Source organism: Pseudomonas sp. UMAB-40 (genome assembly GCF_900095275.1).
In the GTDB taxonomy this organism is placed as follows: Bacteria; Pseudomonadota; Gammaproteobacteria; order Pseudomonadales; family Pseudomonadaceae; genus Aquipseudomonas; species Aquipseudomonas mandelii_B.
The window spans coordinates 157,405-175,114 of the sequence record NZ_LT607557.1; the positions used below are offsets into that span (position 1 = coordinate 157,405).

The 17,710-nt window shown below is 56.7% G+C and carries 18 protein-coding genes and 1 tRNA gene; 5 read left to right on the forward strand and 14 right to left on the reverse strand.

All coding sequences use genetic code 11. The features are described 5' to 3' along the window. Positions 1–89 precede the first annotated feature (89 nt). The 6 genes from K0F88_RS11960 to K0F88_RS11985 all read right to left on the reverse strand — a co-directional run bounded on the left by K0F88_RS11960 (position 90) and on the right by K0F88_RS11985 (position 7,310). Positions 90–2,351, reverse strand: a complete 2,262-nt coding sequence (locus K0F88_RS11960; protein WP_094468653.1) for an ATP-binding protein — start codon at positions 2,349–2,351, stop codon at positions 90–92. After that, positions 2,348–3,073 carry an ABC transporter substrate-binding protein gene (locus K0F88_RS11965; RefSeq protein WP_094468676.1) on the reverse strand — a complete coding sequence of 242 codons (726 nt, stop codon included), beginning with the start codon at positions 3,071–3,073 and terminating at the stop codon, positions 2,348–2,350. Before K0F88_RS11965 ends, K0F88_RS11960 begins: the two co-directional genes overlap by 4 nt. Before the next feature lie 53 nt (positions 3,074–3,126). Continuing rightward, complete coding sequence (locus tag K0F88_RS11970; RefSeq protein ID WP_094468654.1) at positions 3,127–3,843, reverse strand: response regulator; 717 nt, start codon at positions 3,841–3,843, stop codon at positions 3,127–3,129. Between the two features lie 92 nt (positions 3,844–3,935). Continuing rightward, complete coding sequence (locus K0F88_RS11975) at positions 3,936–4,583, reverse strand: TetR family transcriptional regulator C-terminal domain-containing protein (RefSeq protein WP_219095196.1); 648 nt, start codon at positions 4,581–4,583, stop codon at positions 3,936–3,938. A 103-nt stretch (positions 4,584–4,686) separates the two neighbouring features. Beyond that, positions 4,687–5,994: an amidohydrolase family protein gene (locus K0F88_RS11980; protein WP_257605245.1), complete on the reverse strand. Its 1,308-nt coding sequence runs from the start codon at positions 5,992–5,994 to the stop codon at positions 4,687–4,689. 35 nt (positions 5,995–6,029) lie between these two features. Then, a complete protein-coding gene (locus K0F88_RS11985; protein WP_219095197.1) occupies positions 6,030–7,310 on the reverse strand; it encodes an OprD family outer membrane porin in 1,281 nt (426 codons plus the stop codon). A 332-nt stretch (positions 7,311–7,642) separates the two neighbouring features. Between K0F88_RS11985 and K0F88_RS11990 the strand changes: the two genes are divergently transcribed. Then, the gene (locus tag K0F88_RS11990; RefSeq protein WP_219095198.1) at positions 7,643–9,604 is read left to right on the forward strand and encodes an FAD-dependent oxidoreductase; all 1,962 of its coding nucleotides are present in this window, start codon (positions 7,643–7,645) and stop codon (positions 9,602–9,604) included. Positions 9,605–9,671: 67 nt separating this feature from the next. Then, positions 9,672–10,271, forward strand: coding sequence for a cupin domain-containing protein (locus K0F88_RS11995; protein WP_176457682.1), 600 nt, complete (start codon positions 9,672–9,674; stop codon positions 10,269–10,271). Between the two features lie 95 nt (positions 10,272–10,366). Here K0F88_RS11995 and K0F88_RS12000 read toward each other — a convergent pair whose 3' ends face one another. From K0F88_RS12000 to K0F88_RS12010, 3 genes are all read right to left on the reverse strand, one after another. Then, a complete protein-coding gene (locus tag K0F88_RS12000) occupies positions 10,367–10,711 on the reverse strand; it encodes a hypothetical protein (RefSeq protein ID WP_217902005.1) in 345 nt (114 codons plus the stop codon). Beyond that, the gene (locus K0F88_RS12005; RefSeq protein WP_094468660.1) at positions 10,704–11,069 is read right to left on the reverse strand and encodes a hypothetical protein; all 366 of its coding nucleotides are present in this window, start codon (positions 11,067–11,069) and stop codon (positions 10,704–10,706) included. The genes K0F88_RS12000 and K0F88_RS12005 overlap by 8 nt, the downstream gene beginning before the upstream one ends. 245 nt (positions 11,070–11,314) lie before the next feature. Then, positions 11,315–11,638 carry a preprotein translocase subunit Sec61beta gene (locus tag K0F88_RS12010; protein WP_094468661.1) on the reverse strand — a complete coding sequence of 108 codons (324 nt, stop codon included), beginning with the start codon at positions 11,636–11,638 and terminating at the stop codon, positions 11,315–11,317. Between the two features lie 563 nt (positions 11,639–12,201). Between K0F88_RS12010 and K0F88_RS12015 the strand changes: the two genes are divergently transcribed. The 3 genes from K0F88_RS12015 (at position 12,202) to K0F88_RS12025 (ending at position 13,424) form a co-directional block, all read left to right on the forward strand. Continuing rightward, positions 12,202–12,492, forward strand: coding sequence for a DUF3077 domain-containing protein (locus tag K0F88_RS12015; RefSeq protein WP_010462217.1), 291 nt, complete (start codon positions 12,202–12,204; stop codon positions 12,490–12,492). A 233-nt stretch (positions 12,493–12,725) separates the two neighbouring features. Then, entirely contained in the window at positions 12,726–13,007 is a 282-nt protein-coding gene (locus K0F88_RS12020; RefSeq protein ID WP_131060378.1) for a hypothetical protein, read from the forward strand. A gap of 3 nt (positions 13,008–13,010) precedes the next feature. Next, positions 13,011–13,424, forward strand: coding sequence for a type II toxin-antitoxin system PemK/MazF family toxin (locus K0F88_RS12025; protein ID WP_219095199.1), 414 nt, complete (start codon positions 13,011–13,013; stop codon positions 13,422–13,424). A 134-nt stretch (positions 13,425–13,558) separates the two neighbouring features. Here the strand turns inward: K0F88_RS12025 and K0F88_RS12030 are convergent, their stop codons facing one another. The 5 genes from K0F88_RS12030 to bamC all read right to left on the reverse strand — a co-directional run bounded on the left by K0F88_RS12030 (position 13,559) and on the right by bamC (position 17,704). After that, positions 13,559–14,698, reverse strand: a complete 1,140-nt coding sequence (locus K0F88_RS12030; RefSeq protein ID WP_219095200.1) for a hypothetical protein — start codon at positions 14,696–14,698, stop codon at positions 13,559–13,561. 212 nt (positions 14,699–14,910) lie between these two features. After that, positions 14,911–15,000, reverse strand: a tRNA-Ser gene (locus K0F88_RS12035). A gap of 83 nt (positions 15,001–15,083) precedes the next feature. Next, positions 15,084–15,797: a phosphoribosylaminoimidazolesuccinocarboxamide synthase gene (purC, locus tag K0F88_RS12040; protein ID WP_007898671.1), complete on the reverse strand. Its 714-nt coding sequence runs from the start codon at positions 15,795–15,797 to the stop codon at positions 15,084–15,086. A gap of 28 nt (positions 15,798–15,825) precedes the next feature. Continuing rightward, positions 15,826–16,584, reverse strand: coding sequence for an MBL fold metallo-hydrolase (locus tag K0F88_RS12045; protein WP_054046697.1), 759 nt, complete (start codon positions 16,582–16,584; stop codon positions 15,826–15,828). Positions 16,585–16,588: 4 nt separating this feature from the next. After that, the gene (gene bamC, locus K0F88_RS12050) at positions 16,589–17,704 is read right to left on the reverse strand and encodes an outer membrane protein assembly factor BamC (RefSeq protein ID WP_219095201.1); all 1,116 of its coding nucleotides are present in this window, start codon (positions 17,702–17,704) and stop codon (positions 16,589–16,591) included. Positions 17,705–17,710: the final 6 nt, after the last annotated feature.

The window sequence follows — 17,710 nt, forward strand, 5'->3', positions numbered from 1 at the left end:
GTGGCGGTTGTCTCGATTATTGGAAGACCATGTAAGCTCACGTTGACCTTAAAGCTCGAAGTTGTAAAAAGTCGTAACAAACTTGTACGTCAGCTGTGCAGCAGGCCGATCAGCGTCTGTTGCGACTGCTGCAATTGCGCATGAACCTGCGGCGCCAATGCGCGCAACCTTGATTCGTCGTTGACCAGAGCGGCCTCCTCCAGCGCGCGTAAAAAAGTGGCCAACGCACGGAAGCCCAATGAGTCGCTGCTGCCGGCCAGGCGATGCGCCAGGTGAGCGACTTCGGTGCAATCGTCGGCTTCGATCGCTTCCGTGAGCGCTTCGCGATGCTGACTGATGGAATCGCGCAACACCGCCAGCAACCCCTGCAGTTTCTGTTCACCGAGCAAGGTGCGGTGAGTGTCCAGCAACGGCCAATCCATCGCCTCGTCAACAGGTTGCGGCGCGAGTATTGGTGAATGCCCGGCCAGGGCCTGACGCAGATTGTCGAGCTTCAGCGGTTTGGCGAGGATGCCGTCCATCCCGGCGTCCAGATAACCGCGCACCAGCGCCGGTTGCACGCTGGCGGTCAAGGCGAAGATTCGGCATTGGCGGTTCGGGCCTTCGGTGCGGCGAATCAGCGAGCACAACTCGACGCCGCTGATGCCCGGCAGGTGCACATCGAGCAGGATCAAATCGAACGTCTGCGCGGCGCATTGCGTCAGCGCCTGCTCACCGTCTTCGGCGAGCCAGACCTGATGCCCGTCCCGTTGCAGCAAGCCGCTGACCACTTCACGGTTCAGCGCCACGTCCTCGACCACCAGAATCTTCAGCGGTCTGCCGGGTTCGCTGCTTGACACCACATCGGTGGTGCCGGACGACGGTTGCAACGTCAATTCAAACCAGAAACAGCTGCCCTGCCCGACCTGACTTTCAACACCGATCTGCCCACCCAACTGCTCCACCAGATGTTTGCATATGGCCAATCCGAGACCGGTTCCGCCGAAGCGCTGCGCCACCTCCTCGCTGGCCTGAGTGAAGCGCTCGAAAATCTTTTCCTGCACCGCCGGCGCAATGCCGATGCCGTTGTCCGTCACGCTCACGCGCAGCCGTTGCCCGGTCTGTTGCGGGTTGGGAGCCAACAGCACAACCTCGACTCTGACCTCTCCACCCTCGGTGAACTTGATCGCGTTGGCCAGCAAGTTGCTCAATACCTGACGCAAGAATTGTTCGGCGCCGTGGTGCCGATCAGCCACTTGCGGATCCATCCGGCAGTGCAGCGTCGTGTCGTTGCTCAACGCGCGCGGTTCCAGCAGCGTGAGCACCTCATCCAGCAACTGTCGGAGTGAAAAATCCACCGCTTCCGGGTGACTGACACCTTCCTCCAACCGAGCGAAATACAGCACTTCATTGAGAATCGACAGCAACCCTTCGCCCGCCTTGTACAACGCATCCAGGCGCTTGCCATCGCGCTCATCCAGACGTGCGCCGCGCAGCAGCTCCGCCATGCCGAGGATGCCGTTGAGCGGGGTGCGCAGTTCGTGGCTCATGGTCGCCAGAAAACGTGACTTGGCGAGGTTGGCCGCCTCGGCTTCGTCCTTGGCACGCATCAGACTGGCAGTGCGGCGCTCGACCATTCGGAACAGTTCATCGCGGTTGTCTTGCAGCGCCAGCCGATCGGTTTCCCGGCGGTCAATGTCACTGACGATCGCCCGGCGCATGTCGTCCAGCGCATAGGCCACGGTGTCGATCTCATCCGGGTGGACGCTGCGCCGCTTGTCCAGATGCATCGGTTCGTACCAGTCACCGGCGGCGATGCGTCGTGCGAACTCGGCCATGACTTTCAGGTGCCGGGTCACCAGGCGGTAAAACAACCACGATAGCGCGACCGCCAGCCCACACAGAAACACGCTCATCCACAGCAAACTGGTCAAGCCGGTGGCATACAAACGCTGATGCACGGCGCCCAGATCGGTGCTGACTTCCAGTTGCCCGAGATGCCGCTTCGGCCCGGACGGCGGTTGATAGTCCAGTTGAAAACGCTCGATGCGCAGCGGCCCGATCGGCGCTGGATTGCCTTGCAGCAAGTCGAAATCCGGGCTGGTCAGGCGAACCCGCGTCACGTCGGAAAAATCCACCAGTCCGCGCAATTGCACATTCAGTTGTTCCTGGTTCAAATCCCAGAGGCTGCGCTCCAGACTGGCCAGATAACCGGCCCGAATCAACGCCATGCGCGAATCGATCTCGCGCATCTCGCGGCGGTATTCGAAGTACAACTGCACGCTGCTAGCCACCACGGTGAAGCACAGGCTGAATAGCAGAATGAACAGCAGCAGACGCCGCAGCAGTCCACCGGGCCGGGCTCGAATCATTGCTTATCGGCCGGCAGTTTGATCATGTCGCGGTAGGTGACCTGACTTTCGTGAAGTAAACGGTCGACCTCCCCCGAGTCGACCATGCGCTTCAACTGCGCATCGATTTCAGGCATGCGACCGGCCAGCGCAGAACGGCGCGACACGGCCACCCGCAAGTAATCCACGCCAAAGGAATTGGGCAAAGCGACGATGTCTTGCGCCCCTGGCAGGGTCTCGACCCGCATCTGCCCGGTACGCCGCTCCGAGACGATGAAGTCGATGCGTCCGCGAATCAGTTTTCCGAAGTTTTGACTGCTGTCAGAGACCATTTCGATGTTCTGATGCTCGGCGACGAAGCGGTCGAACACCACGCCGTAACTTTCACCGAACAACAATCCGCCGCGGTAATTGGCCAGGTCCTCCAGCCGCTCGATTGTCACCGGATGCTGACGATTGATGAACACGGCGACTTCTTCGCGCAATACCGGGACTGTGGAAAAGACCATGCTCTGCTCACGCTCCGCGGTGCTATACATCAGCACCACGTCGACCCGGCCTTCGGCGGCATCGCGCACGCAGCGATTCCAGTTGTCCAGCTCGACGATTTCCACTTCATAGCCCAGCTGTCCAAAAAGCGCTTTCACCACGCCGGGCGCTACGCCGCGCACCTGTTTGCCGTCACTCCAGGAGATCGGGGGGTAGACCGGATAATCGCAATAGCGGACTTTGTCCGCCGCCATCGCGCTGTCGGCGAGCAACGCCAACAGCAAGCTAAAACGTCGCAGCACCGCGTTCAGGCTGCCACGCTGGCGGTGAACAGATAACCGGCGCCGTGGATGGTGATGATCAATTGCGGCTCGGCCGGGTCATCGTGCAACTTGCGTCGCAGACGTCCGACAAGCACGTCGATGGAGCGGTCGTTGGGCACCCATTCGCGGTTGCGAATCTGGTCCATCAGTTGATCGCGGCTCAGGGTGTGACCGCTGTTGCGCAAGAACACGCTGAGCAATTGATACTCGCCGTGGGTCAGCAGGGTTTCGCTGCCGCTGTTGTCGATCAACCGTCGGCGATCCGTGTCCAGGCCCCAGGCGGCAAACTGTTTGACCGGTCGAGAAATGGCTGCAACCGATTTAGGCGTATGGGCATGACGCACCCGGCGTATCAGGTTCTTCGCCCGGGACACCAGTTCGCGTGGATTGAGCGGTTTGATCACGTAATCATCGGCGCCGCACTCGAGGCCGACGATACGATCGATTTCATCGTTGCGCCCGGTGATCAGAATGATCCCGACTTCCGAACGGACCCGCAGCTCCCGGGTCAGGGTCAGGCCGTCCTTGCCGGGCAAGCGGATATCGAGCATCACCAGATCGACCGTCTGGGTCGCCAGGAAGGTTTCGGCCAGCTCTGCGGTGGCGGCGCAATGCACCTCGTAACCTTCCTGGCTCAAGTAAGCCTGCAGCAGTTCGCGAATCAACGGATCGTCATCGACGATCAATACTCGAGGAGTCATCGCATGGTGTCCTGCGTGTGCCCGTAGGCGTGTTTCTTATTAGAGTTTTTTCCTGCATCGACGCCTGAGAGTATCCATTGCTGAACGATCGATCAACAGCCCGTCGTCTGCAAACAGAAACGCTGACGCCCACCCGCCTGCAAACCATCAACCCAGGCTTCGCAGATCTGCATGCCCTGTTCAGGGGTAAAGGTGCCGGGGTTGAGCCCTGACTCCAGCCACAAACCGTCGAGTAGAGCACTGAGGCTGATGGCCGCCAGATCGGCGTCGAAGTTTTCCCAGCCCTCTTCCTGCGCCAGTTCGGTCAGCACCTTGCGCAAAATGCCGCGATACTCGCCATAGGAATGTTCGTGGGCGAGGTTGATCGCCTCTGCCGTCTTGACCGCGCCCCAGAACGCCAGCCAGGCGTCGAGCAGTTGCGGGTCCAGCAATTCAGCGGAAAACGAGCCGCGAAAGAACGCCGACAGACGCTCGCGGGCATTGGGGGCCGCCTGTTCCATGGCGGCGCGCAGCAATCCCATGACCCGTCCGGTCACTGCCAGGTAGGCCTCGGCGACCAGTTCGTCCTTGCCGGAATAGTGATGACTGATCAGACCGACCGAGACACCGGCCTCGGCGGAAATTTTGCGTATTGATGCGCCTTGGAAGCCGTCGCGCTTGAGGCACACGAGCGTGGCCTCGATGAGATTGGTTTTGCGCAGCTCCGGCGTCATTCTGGAGAATCGGACTTCCTGAGTCATGGGGCGGCGTTCCTGGAGGCGAGGGTTGAGCTCTGTATGAGCCATTCGCGAGCTGAACGACTGTACAGCAACAACCCTCGGCTACTCCAGATGTTGAAGCTTTTTACATATCGGGCAGCACATCAGGCGGAACAATCGCACCGCCCTTCATCACGACCGGTGTTTTTTCAAGGATCGAGATGTCTGCGAGCGGATCACCGTCGACGGCGATCATGTCGGCGAATCGACCCGAACTGACGGCACCGACGTCCGCCTGCCAATTGAGCAGGTCAGCGGCAACGACAGTCGCGGACTGGATGGCCTGCATCGGGGTCATGCCATACTTCACCATGTAGGCAAACTGTTTGGCATTGGTCCCGATCGGATAAACGCCCGCATCGGTGCCGTAGGCGATTTTCACCCCGGCCTTGACCGCTTTACGAAATGCCTGGCGCTGTACGTCGGTTGTTTCAGTGTTCTTGCGCAAGTAACTTTCAGGCCAGTTTTCCTTGCGCCCCACTTCATCGATGTAATCACCGTTGTAAATATCCATCACCAGATAAGTGCCGTTGTCTTTCGCCAACTTGATGCCCTCATCATCCAGTAGCGAAGCATGTTCAACGGATCTGACACCTGCGCGGATAGCCGTCTTGATGCCTTCGGCACCATGGGCATGAACGGTGGCATAGCTCTTATGAACCTTGGCCTCCTGTACGACGGCGCGCATTTCTTCTTCGGTCATTTCCATTTGACCCGGCTCGGTACCTTCGGCCAGCACGGAACCTGTGCCCATCATCTTGATGGTATCGACGCCGTGCTGGAACAGATAACGGGTCTTCAACTTGGCGTCGTTGGCATCCCGGTAAACACCGACGCGCATATCCGCCGGAATCTCAACGCCGGGGGCAAATCCGGTCACTTCGCCACCACCGCCCGCGACGGTGATGTAAGCCCCGACGACGTTCATCCGTGGCCCCAGCACCCGATTCGCGTTAATTGCATCACGCAGTGCGACGTCGGTGAAGGCTCGATAAGTGCCCAGGTCATGCACGGTTGTAAAACCCGCACGCAACGTTTGATAGGCGTGTTTTGCGCCCATGAGCGCGACATCCTGAGGGGAATGCAGGAGCGGCTCAGCCACGTTGTTGGTCATGTCCCAGTCGGAGATATGCGTGTGCATATCGATCAGACCCGGCAGGACCGTCTTGGCGGACCAATCAATCACTTTGCTGTCAGCCGGTGGAGCACTCCACGGTTCCACGGCAACGATGCGTTCACCGTCAATTTTGATGCGTTGATCGGTCAGCACCTTGCCGCGCTCGACATCCACCAGGCGACCGGCATGGATATACACCGTGCCGGCTTGTGCGGACAACGCCATCGACGACAGCGTAATAGCCAATGCCACACACTTTATTGGAAAGCTTTTCATGTAGAACCTCTTGTTTTGGACGCAGGGCAAACGACTCAGAAGAGATCGAGCGGGTATTCGGTAATAATCCGCAGTTGTTTCACACTGTCACCGGTAAAGGCGTGTTCGGCGTAGCGCACTCGCACGGACAGATCTTTCAGGGCGCCACTTTCGACTACGGTTTTTATATCCACATCACGTTCGATCTGTTTATCCGCGCGGGCAAAATAAGCATACAGTCCGTCCGGATCGACTTTTTCATTGTCGATATCAAATCCATATACATACCGAAGCCCCAGCGTTGTTCGTAAATAACCAGTCGAGCCAAAATCATATTCATAGCCGATTCCGACTGACTGTTCACCGGGACCATTGAAGTCCCCATACTGCGAAGAGTTCGCCAAATAGATCGAGTCCATATAAGTGCCGTCTGACGACATCAAATAATCAAACGGTTCACTGCCATGCACTTTTTGATAAGTCAGCGTAACGGTGTGTGGGCCATTCCCATAGGCCGTTGCCAAGGACCACGCGGTGACATTTATATCACCAGCATTAGCCTGCCCTTGATCCAGCGAACGATAAATATTGAAGTCAAAGCCGAGTGTTTGTTCATGGGGCAGCGCAAAGCTGTAGTTGGCGTTGAAATAATACTGGCGCCACAAGTCTTCCGCACGAGACACATAAAAGCCGACACCACCCTCCTCGACGGGCTGGTAGGTCAAACCGGCATAATCGACATCGCCGCTATCTACGCCAGCGTAACCAGCCTTGAAACCACCATCATGGTTCGTGCTTGTATAACCCCTGGAGGAATAGAAGTGCCCAATGTCGATGCTGACTTCGTCGATATCATCGCTTAATAACTGTATGCCTCTGGTCGTCATTGGCATGAGGCGCAAGTCGGGTGTTGCAAACACAGGATTGTAGGGACGCAGATCGCCATACTTGATCACTGTGTTTGACCATTTCATTTTCACAGAGCCATTGAGTGTCGATGACTCTGTTCTTTCACCTTCACCCTCGGCAGGAAACATTCCAGTCCCCACCGTGCCACGGCCACCATCCAGTTTGTAGGCGGTATAGGCACTTGCATCAATACCGAATCCGATTTCACCTTGTGTAAAACCAGATTGATAGTCCATCAAAAAGCCCTGCCCCCAACCTCGCGCATCGGGATAATCGGACAGTGAATTTCGATTGAAGTACATATTGCGCGCCAATACTTTGGCTGCCCCACCCTCGACAAAGCCTTCTTGGGGATCGGCAGCCTGCGCTTCCAGTGAACTTGCTGACATTGAAACTAAAAACATACCCAGCAGGGAACGCTTCTTCATTGGAGGCCTCAGGGCTTGTTTATTATTGTTTTATGCAACGCCTGTACAACCCAATGGTAGTCAGAGCCTATCCGTAAATAACAGCATTGAAATGTATAGAGTTGACGATCATTTGTAAGCCGAGTAACAGCATGTAACGTCGCCGACACATAAAAAACAAAGGCCCTGCCGTGCATTCCCCGCCTCGTCCCCCGGCAGTCATGCAGAGAAGAATCGCCTGAGAACATCAGTAAAAAAATCAGTTGATTTTTTACTAGCGGTAAATTCTTATAGAAAAATAATAATGCCGAAAACCGGCCTTTCGGCTTCAGCCTGCCTGGAGTAATCGCACCATGTCGACCGCTACCCCTGCCTTCGCGCACCTGTTCGAACCGTTGCAACTGCGTGGCAAACGCCTGAAAAACCGCATCATGTCCAGCGGTCACGACACCTCGATGCCCACCGACAACCTGGTCAACGAGCAACTGATCGCCTACCACACCGCGCGGGCCGAAGGTGGCGTCGGGCTAATCGTGTTGCAAGTGGCCGGCGTGCATGACAGCGCGCGGTACACCTCGCACGTGCTGATGGCCACCGACGACGCTTGCATCGAGGGCTATCGAACGATCGCTGAGCGTTGTCATGCGCACGGCACCGTGGTGCTGTCGCAGCTCTTCCATCCGGGTCGGGAAATCATGGAGTCCAGCGATGGCTTGCTGGCCGTCGCCTACTCGCCTTCGGCGGTGCCTAACGAACGGTTTCGGGTGATGCCGCGTGCGTTGGATCAAACGATGATCGACGAGATCGTCGGCGGTTACGGCGCAGCGGCCCGACGCCTGTATCAGGCCGGAATCGACGGTGTGGAAGTGGTCGCCAGCCATGGCTACCTGCCGGCGCAATTCATCAACCCCCGGGTCAACCGTCGCACCGATGACTACAACGGCGAGCTGGAACAGCGCCTGCGTTTCCTGCGTGAAGTGATCGCTGCGGTGCGCGCCAACACTGATGAGCATTTCATCATCGGCCTGCGCATTTCCGCCGATGAGCGCGACCCTGAAGGGCTGACCGAGGACGAATCCCTGGCCGCCGTACAATCGCTGCAACCGATTCTGGATTACGTGCACATCGTCGCCGGCACCTCGGCTTCGTTGGGCGGCGCCGTGCACATCGTGCCGCCGATGGCGATCGAAGCCGCTTATCTGGCCAAGGAAGCTGGAACGTTCAAGGCCGGGTTGTCGATTCCGCTGTTCGTCACCGGACGCATCAACCAGCCGCAAGAAGCCGAACTGATTCTGGCCCGCGGCCAGGCCGATGTCTGCGGCATGACCCGCGCGCTGATCTGCGACCCACAAATGCCCAACAAAACCGACACCGGCCACGTCGAAGACGTGCGCGCCTGCATCGCCTGCAACCAGGCGTGCATCGGCCACTTCCACAAAGGCCTGCCGATTTCCTGCATTCAGCACCCGGAAACCGGCCGCGAACTGATCTTCGGCCAACGGCAGCCAGCCGTTCAACGCAAACGCATCATGATCGCCGGCGGCGGACCGGCCGGGATGAAAGCCGCCGCCGTGGCCGCCCAGCGCGGACATGAGGTGACCCTTTACGAAGCCAGCTCGCAGCTCGGCGGCCAGGTCTTGCTGGCGCAACTGCTGCCTCGACGCGCCGAATTCGGCGGTACCAGCACCAACCTGCAACGCGAAATGGATCTGGCCGGGGTGCGCGTCGTGCGTAACACCCGTGTCGACCGGGCGCTGGTCGAACGCGAACGCCCGGACATGGTGATCGTCGCTACCGGCGCCGAACCGTATTGGCCGGCGTTCGAGCGCGGCGGCGAATTGCAGGTCGTAGACGCCTGGCAAGTGCTGCGCGAGGAAGTGCAAATCGGTCGTTCCGTGGTGGTCGTCGATTGGCGTGCCGACTGGATCGGTCCCGGCATCGCCGAACGTCTGGTACGCGCCGGACACCAGGTGCAACTCGCCGTCAACGGCACCCATTGCGGGGAAAACCTGCCGCTGTACGTGCGCGATCAACTGGCCGGCGAACTGCACAAACTCGGCATCCCGATCACCCCCTACGCCCGCCTCTACGGCTGCGACGACAATACCGTCTACCTGCAACACACCGCCAGCGGCGAACCGATGCTCTTCGAAAACATCGACACACTGGTGCTCTGCCAGGGCCATCAACCCGTCGATACCCTCGGCGCTGAACTGCAAGGCCTGGTGGAATTTCGTCGCATCGGCGATTGCCTCGCCCCGCGCACCGCCGAAGAAGCCATCTACGAAGGTTTGAAAGTCGCCTGGGCGCTTTGAGGCTGTTTTATACTCCGGGGCTTTTACACACCCCGGTTTGGAGCACGCCATGAGCAACAGCAGCAAGATGCCGCCTGCCAGCAGCGCGCTCACACAGGACAGCGCCACGGCAGAGCCGCATTTTCTCGGCACACGGATTCGTGGGTTGCGTAAACGTCGGGGCATGACCCTGGCGGAACTGGCGCAGATGAGCGAGCTGACGGCGGGGTATATCAGCCAACTGGAACGGAATCTGGCTTACCCGTCCATTCCTGCGCTGTTCAACATCGCGCGTAGTTTGGGTGTGACCATTCAATGGTTCTTTGCCAGCGAGGGCAATACCGCGCCTGAAGATGCCGGCGTTGTGGTACGCAAGAACACTCGGATGAGCGTGCATTATGAGGATGGGATTGTGGATCAGCTGCTGACGCCGCAGCCGAATCGACAATTGGAGATGCTGCACTCACGGTTTCCGCCCGGGACCTACAGTCAGCAGAGTTACAGCCATGAAGGCGAAGAAGCCGGGTATTTGCTGTCGGGGAGTTTTGAGTTGTGGGTGGGGGAGCGTTATTTCCAGCTGAATGAAGGGGACAGTTTCAGCTTTTCGAGCCAGGAGCCGCATCGGTATGGCAATCCTGGGGAGGTGGACGCGGTGGTGATCTGGGTGATTACGCCGCCTTCGTTCTGAGGGGCTGGCGACCTCAGAGCGGAGACAAAATCAGGGTGTCGGCAAATTGCACGAAAAAACCGGCGTTTAGCCGGTTTTTCTTTTTACTCACTCATTTACAACCAACCGAACCCTTTTCCCATCATGGCTGCCAAGCCCAGCGCCGTGGTGATCAACGCGCCGAACAGTAAACGAAAATCCGTTCGAGCTTCTTTGCGATGCTCCCGAAAATCCGTTCGAGACTCTTGACGGTGGTCACGAAACTCCACGCGAAGGTCACCGATGTCACGTCGGACGTATTCGATATGCGTCTCAAGTTTGGATACTCGCGGTTCCAATGGGTTTTCTCCTGGAGGACCTGGTGGTCTTCGTCCATTCTCGTCAGTGCCACTTCGTTTGTTGCTCGGGAAGCGGTCGGGGTAATGCTCATCAAGGTTTACCAGCACAAAAGGTTCACTCATCGCAGACCTCCAGCGCTACGGTTTTGCTGCTGTCTTCGACGATGATATCTGCCAGCACATTGAGCGAATGCAGGCGAATAAATCCGCAGTACTTGCAATTAAGCATCACCGCCGGTGTGCCGGAGCGTAAGTACTCTTTGCCATACGACCAGGGCAACCCTACGCCCGTCGCCCCGGCCTGAAGTGGCAACTCCCACTCATCATGCTCACAGAACGGGCACCCGGTATTCTTTATCCGCGCTTTGAAAATGTTGGCCAACCGCCCGGTATCCAGATGAAGAACACTGGATATTGGCTTGCCTCGTGTCACCCCGGTCTGATCATCACTCTGAAAACCTTCTTCACTGCTGCTGTACATCGCTACCTCCTCCTTGAGGGAATAAATCATCGATTAACCGATCAACCAGAAGATGGTGCGTAACGTCCAGCCACCTGCTCGACCGCGAAGTCATTACGGATGCCTTCGCTGAAAAACGAATATACCTTCGATCAATCTCGGACGTATCCGCGTGCGAAGTAGGACGATTCTCTCGTTTGTGTCAGCCCGGAATTACGCCTGTGAGATCCGTCCACGGGGCTCTTGCGAAAGCTGCCAGCGCAAGGTCACAGGTTTCTCTGATGAGTGGGGTCTTCGGTTGAGAAGGTCAGTGGCCGTTCCGGCATTGCACTGGCATCGCCTTCAGGTTCTGCTTGAGGTCTGGAAATGATCGGGGCCACCAGTCGCAACACACCCCTTTCAATCAATGAGAGAAGTCCAAAAACAATAAAGCCAAAAATCAGCCCGACAACCAAAATGCTCAAGGGGTGAATTTGCACGGCGTCGGAGCTGTCCAGCATGTAGAGAAAAGCCTGAACAGCGACGGCCACACAGGCCGCCAAGGCTGCAATCAGCTTGATAATCAACCAAAGCCGCCGCCATCTATTCATGCTCTTCCCCGCTATCCGGTGATTTCGCTCTTTATTGCATGATAGCTAATGAGCGGGAGGCGCCTTTTTTTCTCGCTTGGTCGGGCTTCGCTTCTTTGTCAGAGTGGGGTCGGCGCCAGAATATCCGGGTGACTCTCGCTGAAGTTGTAGGCAAAATCCGAGAGTTGCGTAAGGGGGTACGCTTGCTGTGCTTTTGGGCAGGTTGCCGCCTTGTTGGCCATATCTTCGGCGGGATACTCTCCAGACGTCGCTGCACATTCAGCGACCGGGCTTGGTAACCCGACGAGTTACGCAACAGCGTCCCCATCACAATGCTGGTTTTTTCACCAGTAATCTTGTGCTATGGCGGCTGTGCGTGGGACGCCTTCGGGCGTGCCGGTCTCCTTGACTCCCGGTTTACCAACCTGCGCGCAGCTGCCACCCATTCGCTTGGTAACGAAAACGGCAGCTCCTAACGTCAAGGAGTAGACAATGCACACTGTAAATCCGTACAAATTTCTGCGCTTCCCTCACCTCAATTCTCACTGTCGATCCCGCTGCATCTCCGTCACTGGAGGTGGCAAATGACCGAATCAGCAGAAGCAAAAACCATCGGCTTCACCCCCATCTACTGTTCAGGCAAAGCGATGTTCCACGTCAGTGCTGGAGTGCCTGTGAGTGATGCATTGGCACAGGCCTCTGATTTTCTGTTCCTGGCCAAGGCGTTCACGGAAGACGCCGCCTACGTAAGAGACACCGACCGTCATGCCTGGGCCGCGCACTATTTAACGGCGATGGGTAAAGCGCTGCTTGATGATGTGGTGAAGGCGGTAACACCCAGACCTGATCGGAAGGACAAGAAAGCCGCAAAATAGCGGCTGGCCTTTCTGATAGGTTCCCTGGACATTCGGGGTAACAGACCGCCATGGGGGGTGATGTTAGTCACTTTCCCATGGCGCCTATGCTGCCACCCACTCGCTGACTGAGTACCACGGCTTGGGGTGATTGCTTTTTCACTGGAGAGATATAGAATCTATATCACCTTCTAGATTGAAGGATAGTCAGAGCTCGGACGCTCTACCAAGAAACATACGCTTTGGAGTACCCCATGACCCTCACCACTGAAAAATCTGAAAGCTTTCTGCTGCGATTACGCAAACAGGACACGCCAACAGGGGTAAGCATCTCGACAATCGAGTTGCTTATGAATCAGACCGGTTTGAGTAAAACCGAAGTCGCCCACCTCGCCTTGAGGCAATTTGCTGACCGCTATTTGCCCAAGTACGAGCTAGACGATGGACCTCTAACCCCGGCTCAAGTCTCCGCAATTCGTGCAGCTAGCCCTGCTACGGACCTTCCGGAGGAGCGCATTACTAAAAGGCTCTATTGAAAAATGACCACACCTTTTCGCCCACTGCCTGCACCAGGCGACTTTGTCTGGTGTCATTTCCCTGAAGTCGTCGGGAACCCAGGCCCCAAAGCTCGCCCCGCATTGGTAGTCGCTGTTTTCGAAGATGACCATGCGGTAAGAATTGCCTATGGCACTACGCGAAAAACAGAAAAACTGTACCCAGGCGAATTTGTTTTAGACCCTTCGGACGCTGGCTTTGCATTGAGCGGTCTGGCCCAGCGCACGAAGTTCGACTTGAACAACGAAGTCCAAGTCTATTTTGATTCCGATTGGTTTGCTCCGAATCAAAGCGTCTATGCCTCCACGCCTCTGCCCAAAATGGGGCGATTAGACATTGAGTATTACCCTGTCGTACAGAGGGCAGCGGAAGCGAAAGCCAAGCGTATAAAAAAGTAATATTGAGTGTTTAACAAGCCGAAGCAATGCCGGCTTCTTTAATAATGCCGTTGGTTCGTTGGCAAGAAGCGAAGGTCAGCATAATAAGTAAAAACACTGTACCAACCTCATATTTAAAAACTCGACCTTAAGATTCAAAGCCGCTTTCGAGCTTTATTGTTAATTTTTGAGACTCGCCTTGAAGACTGCGCAACAGAATTCTCTGTCTTTTTTAGTCGAGTGTTAAGCTCTTTCAATTCCATACGTAAGCGCTGACTTTCCAGAATTTGTTGCCGTAAAAGATCTTGATTCGTATCTGCTTGTTTTTGCCACTCTGCTTGTCTTTTGGAGGAAAGCAAAGATGCCTCCTTTCCATCCCTAGCCGAAATTCCCCACTGAACAAGTGCGATTCCAATCGAAGTTACCACGCTCGCAATTACCGCCCATTTTGTCCATCTCAAGCTACTCGCAGCGCTCTCGAGCGAAGCTTCGGATTGTATTTTGTTTTGACTCTGCTGATCCATCCATTGTGGAATAACGTCAAGTACCAACTTTGTAGAAAGGGAAGCAACATGAGTCTGCATTTCCCCCATGTGCACCGCTACGCTGCTTAAGGTTTCGGCAGCTTTTTCGGCCGCCTTAGCAGCCCTCGCCTCAGGACTCTTTGACAAGTTCAATTTAGGTGGACGCAAGTCGAGCTCCTGAGCGTCTCGTTGCAAACCCTGCGGTGCTTCAAAAAGTCGTGCCATTGCTCCTATCCCAGGAGATTCTTCGATACTTCCACTTTTGTTGTAAAACAAATCCCTAAATTTTTGATTAGAATTGTCGATCGCCGCAACGGTGGATGTGAGAGATTCAATAACTCCCGGCTTCAGGAACGTGTAGCTACTCCGGAATTGATCAGATATTTTTTCACTCATTTGCTGCATATCTGAACGCTGGGCGAGTACCTTCTGACCCAGCGACGCCAATGCGTCGCTTGTGATCTCAACCCCAGACTCTTCGAACCAAGCCTTCGCTAACGCATCAATATCCGTCTCATTAAGCTGAGAAAACTCCTCCTTACTCAACCCACCCCATTCTCCTGGATCTTTTGTAGACGAGCTGAAGGCTTGCACCGCCAAAGTACCGATCTCGTGCTCATCAGATCTTTCAAACGCACCCGTCTCTGCAATCTTTCTGAAGTCACCATACGTCAGGTGTCGAACGTACATGGGCCCACAAGAAGTAGGGACTTCTTTTTTTACGTTTGTCTTTAGGAGATCTTTGATGCTGATTTTCTTTTTATCGTCCACCGAGTGGTCCCACGAGCATTTCAAACAGTGATGGTAGCTTTGCGGATAGCGCTTTGCTATCCAACTAGGCTGCTCAGATGTATCCGCGACCTGACACTGAATGACGCTTTTGCGCATTCAGCTTTGCCCTAAAAATGCCCTAAACCAAACGCCAGAAACGAAAAAGCCCCTGAAATCTTTAACAATTTCAGGGGCTTAGTCTTATTCAATAATGGCGGAGAGATAGGGATTCGAACCCTAGGTACCGGTGAAGGTACAACGGATTTCGAATCCGTCCCATTCGGCCACTCTGGCATCTCTCCAACGGCGCGCATCATAACAACACTTTCGCCGGAAGCGAACCCCCTAAGCGAAATATTTCTGTGCTATCAGATGCTTGCGTCGATTAAAGCGGTACGCCCAGACGATTGGCGACTTCTTCGTAGGCTTCGATGACGTCACCGAGGCCCTGGCGGAAGCGGTCTTTGTCCATTTTCTTGCCGGTGGCCTTGTCCCACAGGCGGCAGCCGTCCGGGCTGAATTCGTCGCCCAGGACGATGGAGCCGTCGGAGAACACGCCGAATTCGAGTTTGAAGTCGACCAGCAGCAAGCCGGCGTCGTCGAACAGTTTGCTCAGGACTTCGTTGACCTTGAGCGACAGTTCTTTCATGCGAACCAGTTGTTCAGCGGTGCCCCAACCGAAGGCCACGACGTGGGATTCGTTGATGAACGGGTCGCCCTTGGCGTCGTCCTTCAGGAACAGTTCGAAGGTGTAAGGGTTGAGCTTCATGCCTTCTTCGACGCCCAGGCGCTTGACCAGGCTGCCGGCGGCGTAGTTACGCACGACGCACTCGACCGGGATCATGTCGAGCTTCTTCACCAGGCATTCGTTGTCGCCCAGCAGTTTGTCGAACTGGGTCGGCACGCCGGCGGCTTCGAGTTTCTGCATGATGAAGGCGTTGAACTTGTTGTTCACCATGCCTTTGCGGTCGAGCTGCTCGATGCGCTTGCCGTCGAACGCCGAGGTGTCGTTGCGAAACAGCAGGATCAAGCGGTCAGCGTCGTCGGTCTTGTAAACCGATTTGGCTTTGCCGCGGTAGAGTTCTTCACGTTTTTCCATGATGGGCTCCGCTTGCTAAGTAGGTGGGCTAGGCGATGTGTCGCCAGTCGAGCCCTGAATCTTGATCGGCCAGTTGCAGCCAGTCCGGGTCGCACCCGAGGGTGTCGACAAAACATTGCCGGGCCAGCTGCGGCAGGTTGTTCTTGCTGCTCAGATGGGCCAGGACCAGGTGTTGCAGGCCTTGCCAGCCCAACTCAGACACCAGGAATGCCGCCTGGTGGTTGTTCAAATGTCCCAGTTCACCGCCCACCCGCTGCTTCAGGAAGTACGGGTAGTGACCGCGAGCCAGCATGTCACGGCAATGGTTGGACTCGATCATCAACGCATCGAGGTCCCGATAGCCGTCCAGCACCTTGTTGCAATACGAGCCCAGGTCGGTCAGCAGGCCGAAGCGCCGCTCACCGTCATTGAAGACGTATTGCGTCGGTTCCTGTGCATCGTGGGCCACGGCAATGACTTCGATGTTCAGGGCGCCAACTTGCAGTTGCTCGCCGCCGGCCAGGAAGCCCGCGGGTTCAATCGGTTTGCGCATCCCGCGCAGGGTGCCGCGACTGAGGTAGACAGGCAGATTGTAGCGCCGAGACAGCAAACCCACGCCATGCACGTGGTCGGCATGTTCGTGGGTCACGAGTATCGCGCTCAACTGCGCCGGATTTACACCCAGGCGCAGCAGGCGTTTTTCGGTTTCCCGCAGGGAGAAACCACAATCCACCAGCACATACGTGTCAGCGCTGGCTATCAGCGTGCCGTTCCCTTGGCTACCGCTGCCGAGAACGGCAAAACGCATGTGATCAGCCCAGGTTGTCCTGAATCACGCTCAACACTTTGCGCGCCACTTCTGCCGGCGCCACGGTGTTGATGTTTTTCTCGACGGTGACCTGGACGTTGTCGCCCACCTTGCTCAGGCGAACCTGATAACGCTCGGCACGGGCTTCAACTTCTTCCTTGCTCGGCGCGCTGCCGAACAGGCTGCTGAAGAAGCCAGGCTTCTCGTCTTTCTTCTCGGCTTTTTCGGAGAGGTTGATGTAGTACAGGCCCAGGCTGCGGTTGATGTCTTCAACGCGCCATTCGCCCTGTTCCAGCGCACGACCGACGCTCGACCAGGCACGATCCAGGTCATTGCCGACGTTCAGAACCGGGTTGCCGCTGCCGTCTTCGCTCAGGCTGACGCGACTCGGCGTATCGAAATCACGCGAAGCCAGCATGGAGACCGAACCGCCCTTCTCCGAGATGCGGCTCATGCTCGCGAGCATGTCGTCGACCAGTGCCGCGTCCAGGCCAGTGTTGACCGAACGGTTGGTGAAGGCCACGTCGGCGGTGCTGCCGGCAGGACGCTCGGCGCTGACCACGTAGATTTCGCTGGTGTTGCGCTGAACGCCCGGCTCGATACGCACTCGAACGCGGGTTTCGCTGTCGGTGCTGACGCCGGCGGCGCTCAGGCGCTTGGCCATCGCTGCCGACAGTTCGTCGGAACGCTGCCAGGTGGTGGTGAATTCACCGGTTTGCGGCTTCTGTTCGTCCAGGCGGAAACCGTTGTCCTGGAAGAACTGTACAGCCACTGGCCAGGCTTCGGCAGGTGGATTCTGGGCCAGGATCGAACGCGAATCACCGCTCTTCTGCAGCGAGTAGGCACTGGCGTCAGCCGAGGCCGACAGTGGCTGCGGACGCGGCACGATGTATTCGCCTTTGGCGGTGTCATCAGCCACGTTGCGCGGGATCGGCAGCAGCGGATCCAGACGCTTGGCGGTGCTGACATCCGTTGGCAATTGCATAGGTGCAGTCTGTTGCGCTTCCAGGTAATCGCTACCACGGTCACGGAAATAACCTTCCGGGCCCCAGACCCATCCACAGCCACTGGTGCTGGAGATAATCAAGGCAAGTGCGGAAAGTCCGGCCAATCGCTTCATGCGTAG

Excerpts from the sequence above, each read along its gene's own strand:
- K0F88_RS11960 (WP_094468653.1), bottom strand. The coding sequence starts at position 2,351 with ATGATTCGAGCCCGGCCCGGTGGACTGCTGCGGCGTCTGCTGCTGTTC.
- K0F88_RS11965 (WP_094468676.1), bottom strand. The coding sequence starts at position 3,073 with ATGGCGGCGGACAAAGTCCGCTATTGCGATTATCCGGTCTACCCCCCG.
- K0F88_RS11970 (WP_094468654.1), bottom strand. The coding sequence starts at position 3,843 with ATGACTCCTCGAGTATTGATCGTCGATGACGATCCGTTGATTCGCGAA.
- K0F88_RS11975 (WP_219095196.1), bottom strand. The coding sequence starts at position 4,583 with ATGACTCAGGAAGTCCGATTCTCCAGAATGACGCCGGAGCTGCGCAAA.
- K0F88_RS11980 (WP_257605245.1), bottom strand. The coding sequence starts at position 5,994 with ATGAAAAGCTTTCCAATAAAGTGTGTGGCATTGGCTATTACGCTGTCG.
- K0F88_RS11985 (WP_219095197.1), bottom strand. The coding sequence starts at position 7,310 with ATGAAGAAGCGTTCCCTGCTGGGTATGTTTTTAGTTTCAATGTCAGCA.
- K0F88_RS11990 (WP_219095198.1), top strand. The coding sequence starts at position 7,643 with ATGTCGACCGCTACCCCTGCCTTCGCGCACCTGTTCGAACCGTTGCAA.
- K0F88_RS11995 (WP_176457682.1), top strand. The coding sequence starts at position 9,672 with ATGCCGCCTGCCAGCAGCGCGCTCACACAGGACAGCGCCACGGCAGAG.
- K0F88_RS12000 (WP_217902005.1), bottom strand. The coding sequence starts at position 10,711 with ATGAGTGAACCTTTTGTGCTGGTAAACCTTGATGAGCATTACCCCGAC.
- K0F88_RS12005 (WP_094468660.1), bottom strand. The coding sequence starts at position 11,069 with ATGTACAGCAGCAGTGAAGAAGGTTTTCAGAGTGATGATCAGACCGGG.
- K0F88_RS12010 (WP_094468661.1), bottom strand. The coding sequence starts at position 11,638 with ATGAATAGATGGCGGCGGCTTTGGTTGATTATCAAGCTGATTGCAGCC.
- K0F88_RS12015 (WP_010462217.1), top strand. The coding sequence starts at position 12,202 with ATGACCGAATCAGCAGAAGCAAAAACCATCGGCTTCACCCCCATCTAC.
- K0F88_RS12020 (WP_131060378.1), top strand. The coding sequence starts at position 12,726 with ATGACCCTCACCACTGAAAAATCTGAAAGCTTTCTGCTGCGATTACGC.
- K0F88_RS12025 (WP_219095199.1), top strand. The coding sequence starts at position 13,011 with ATGACCACACCTTTTCGCCCACTGCCTGCACCAGGCGACTTTGTCTGG.
- purC (WP_007898671.1), bottom strand. The coding sequence starts at position 15,797 with ATGGAAAAACGTGAAGAACTCTACCGCGGCAAAGCCAAATCGGTTTAC.
- K0F88_RS12045 (WP_054046697.1), bottom strand. The coding sequence starts at position 16,584 with ATGCGTTTTGCCGTTCTCGGCAGCGGTAGCCAAGGGAACGGCACGCTG.
- bamC (WP_219095201.1), bottom strand. The coding sequence starts at position 17,704 with ATGAAGCGATTGGCCGGACTTTCCGCACTTGCCTTGATTATCTCCAGC.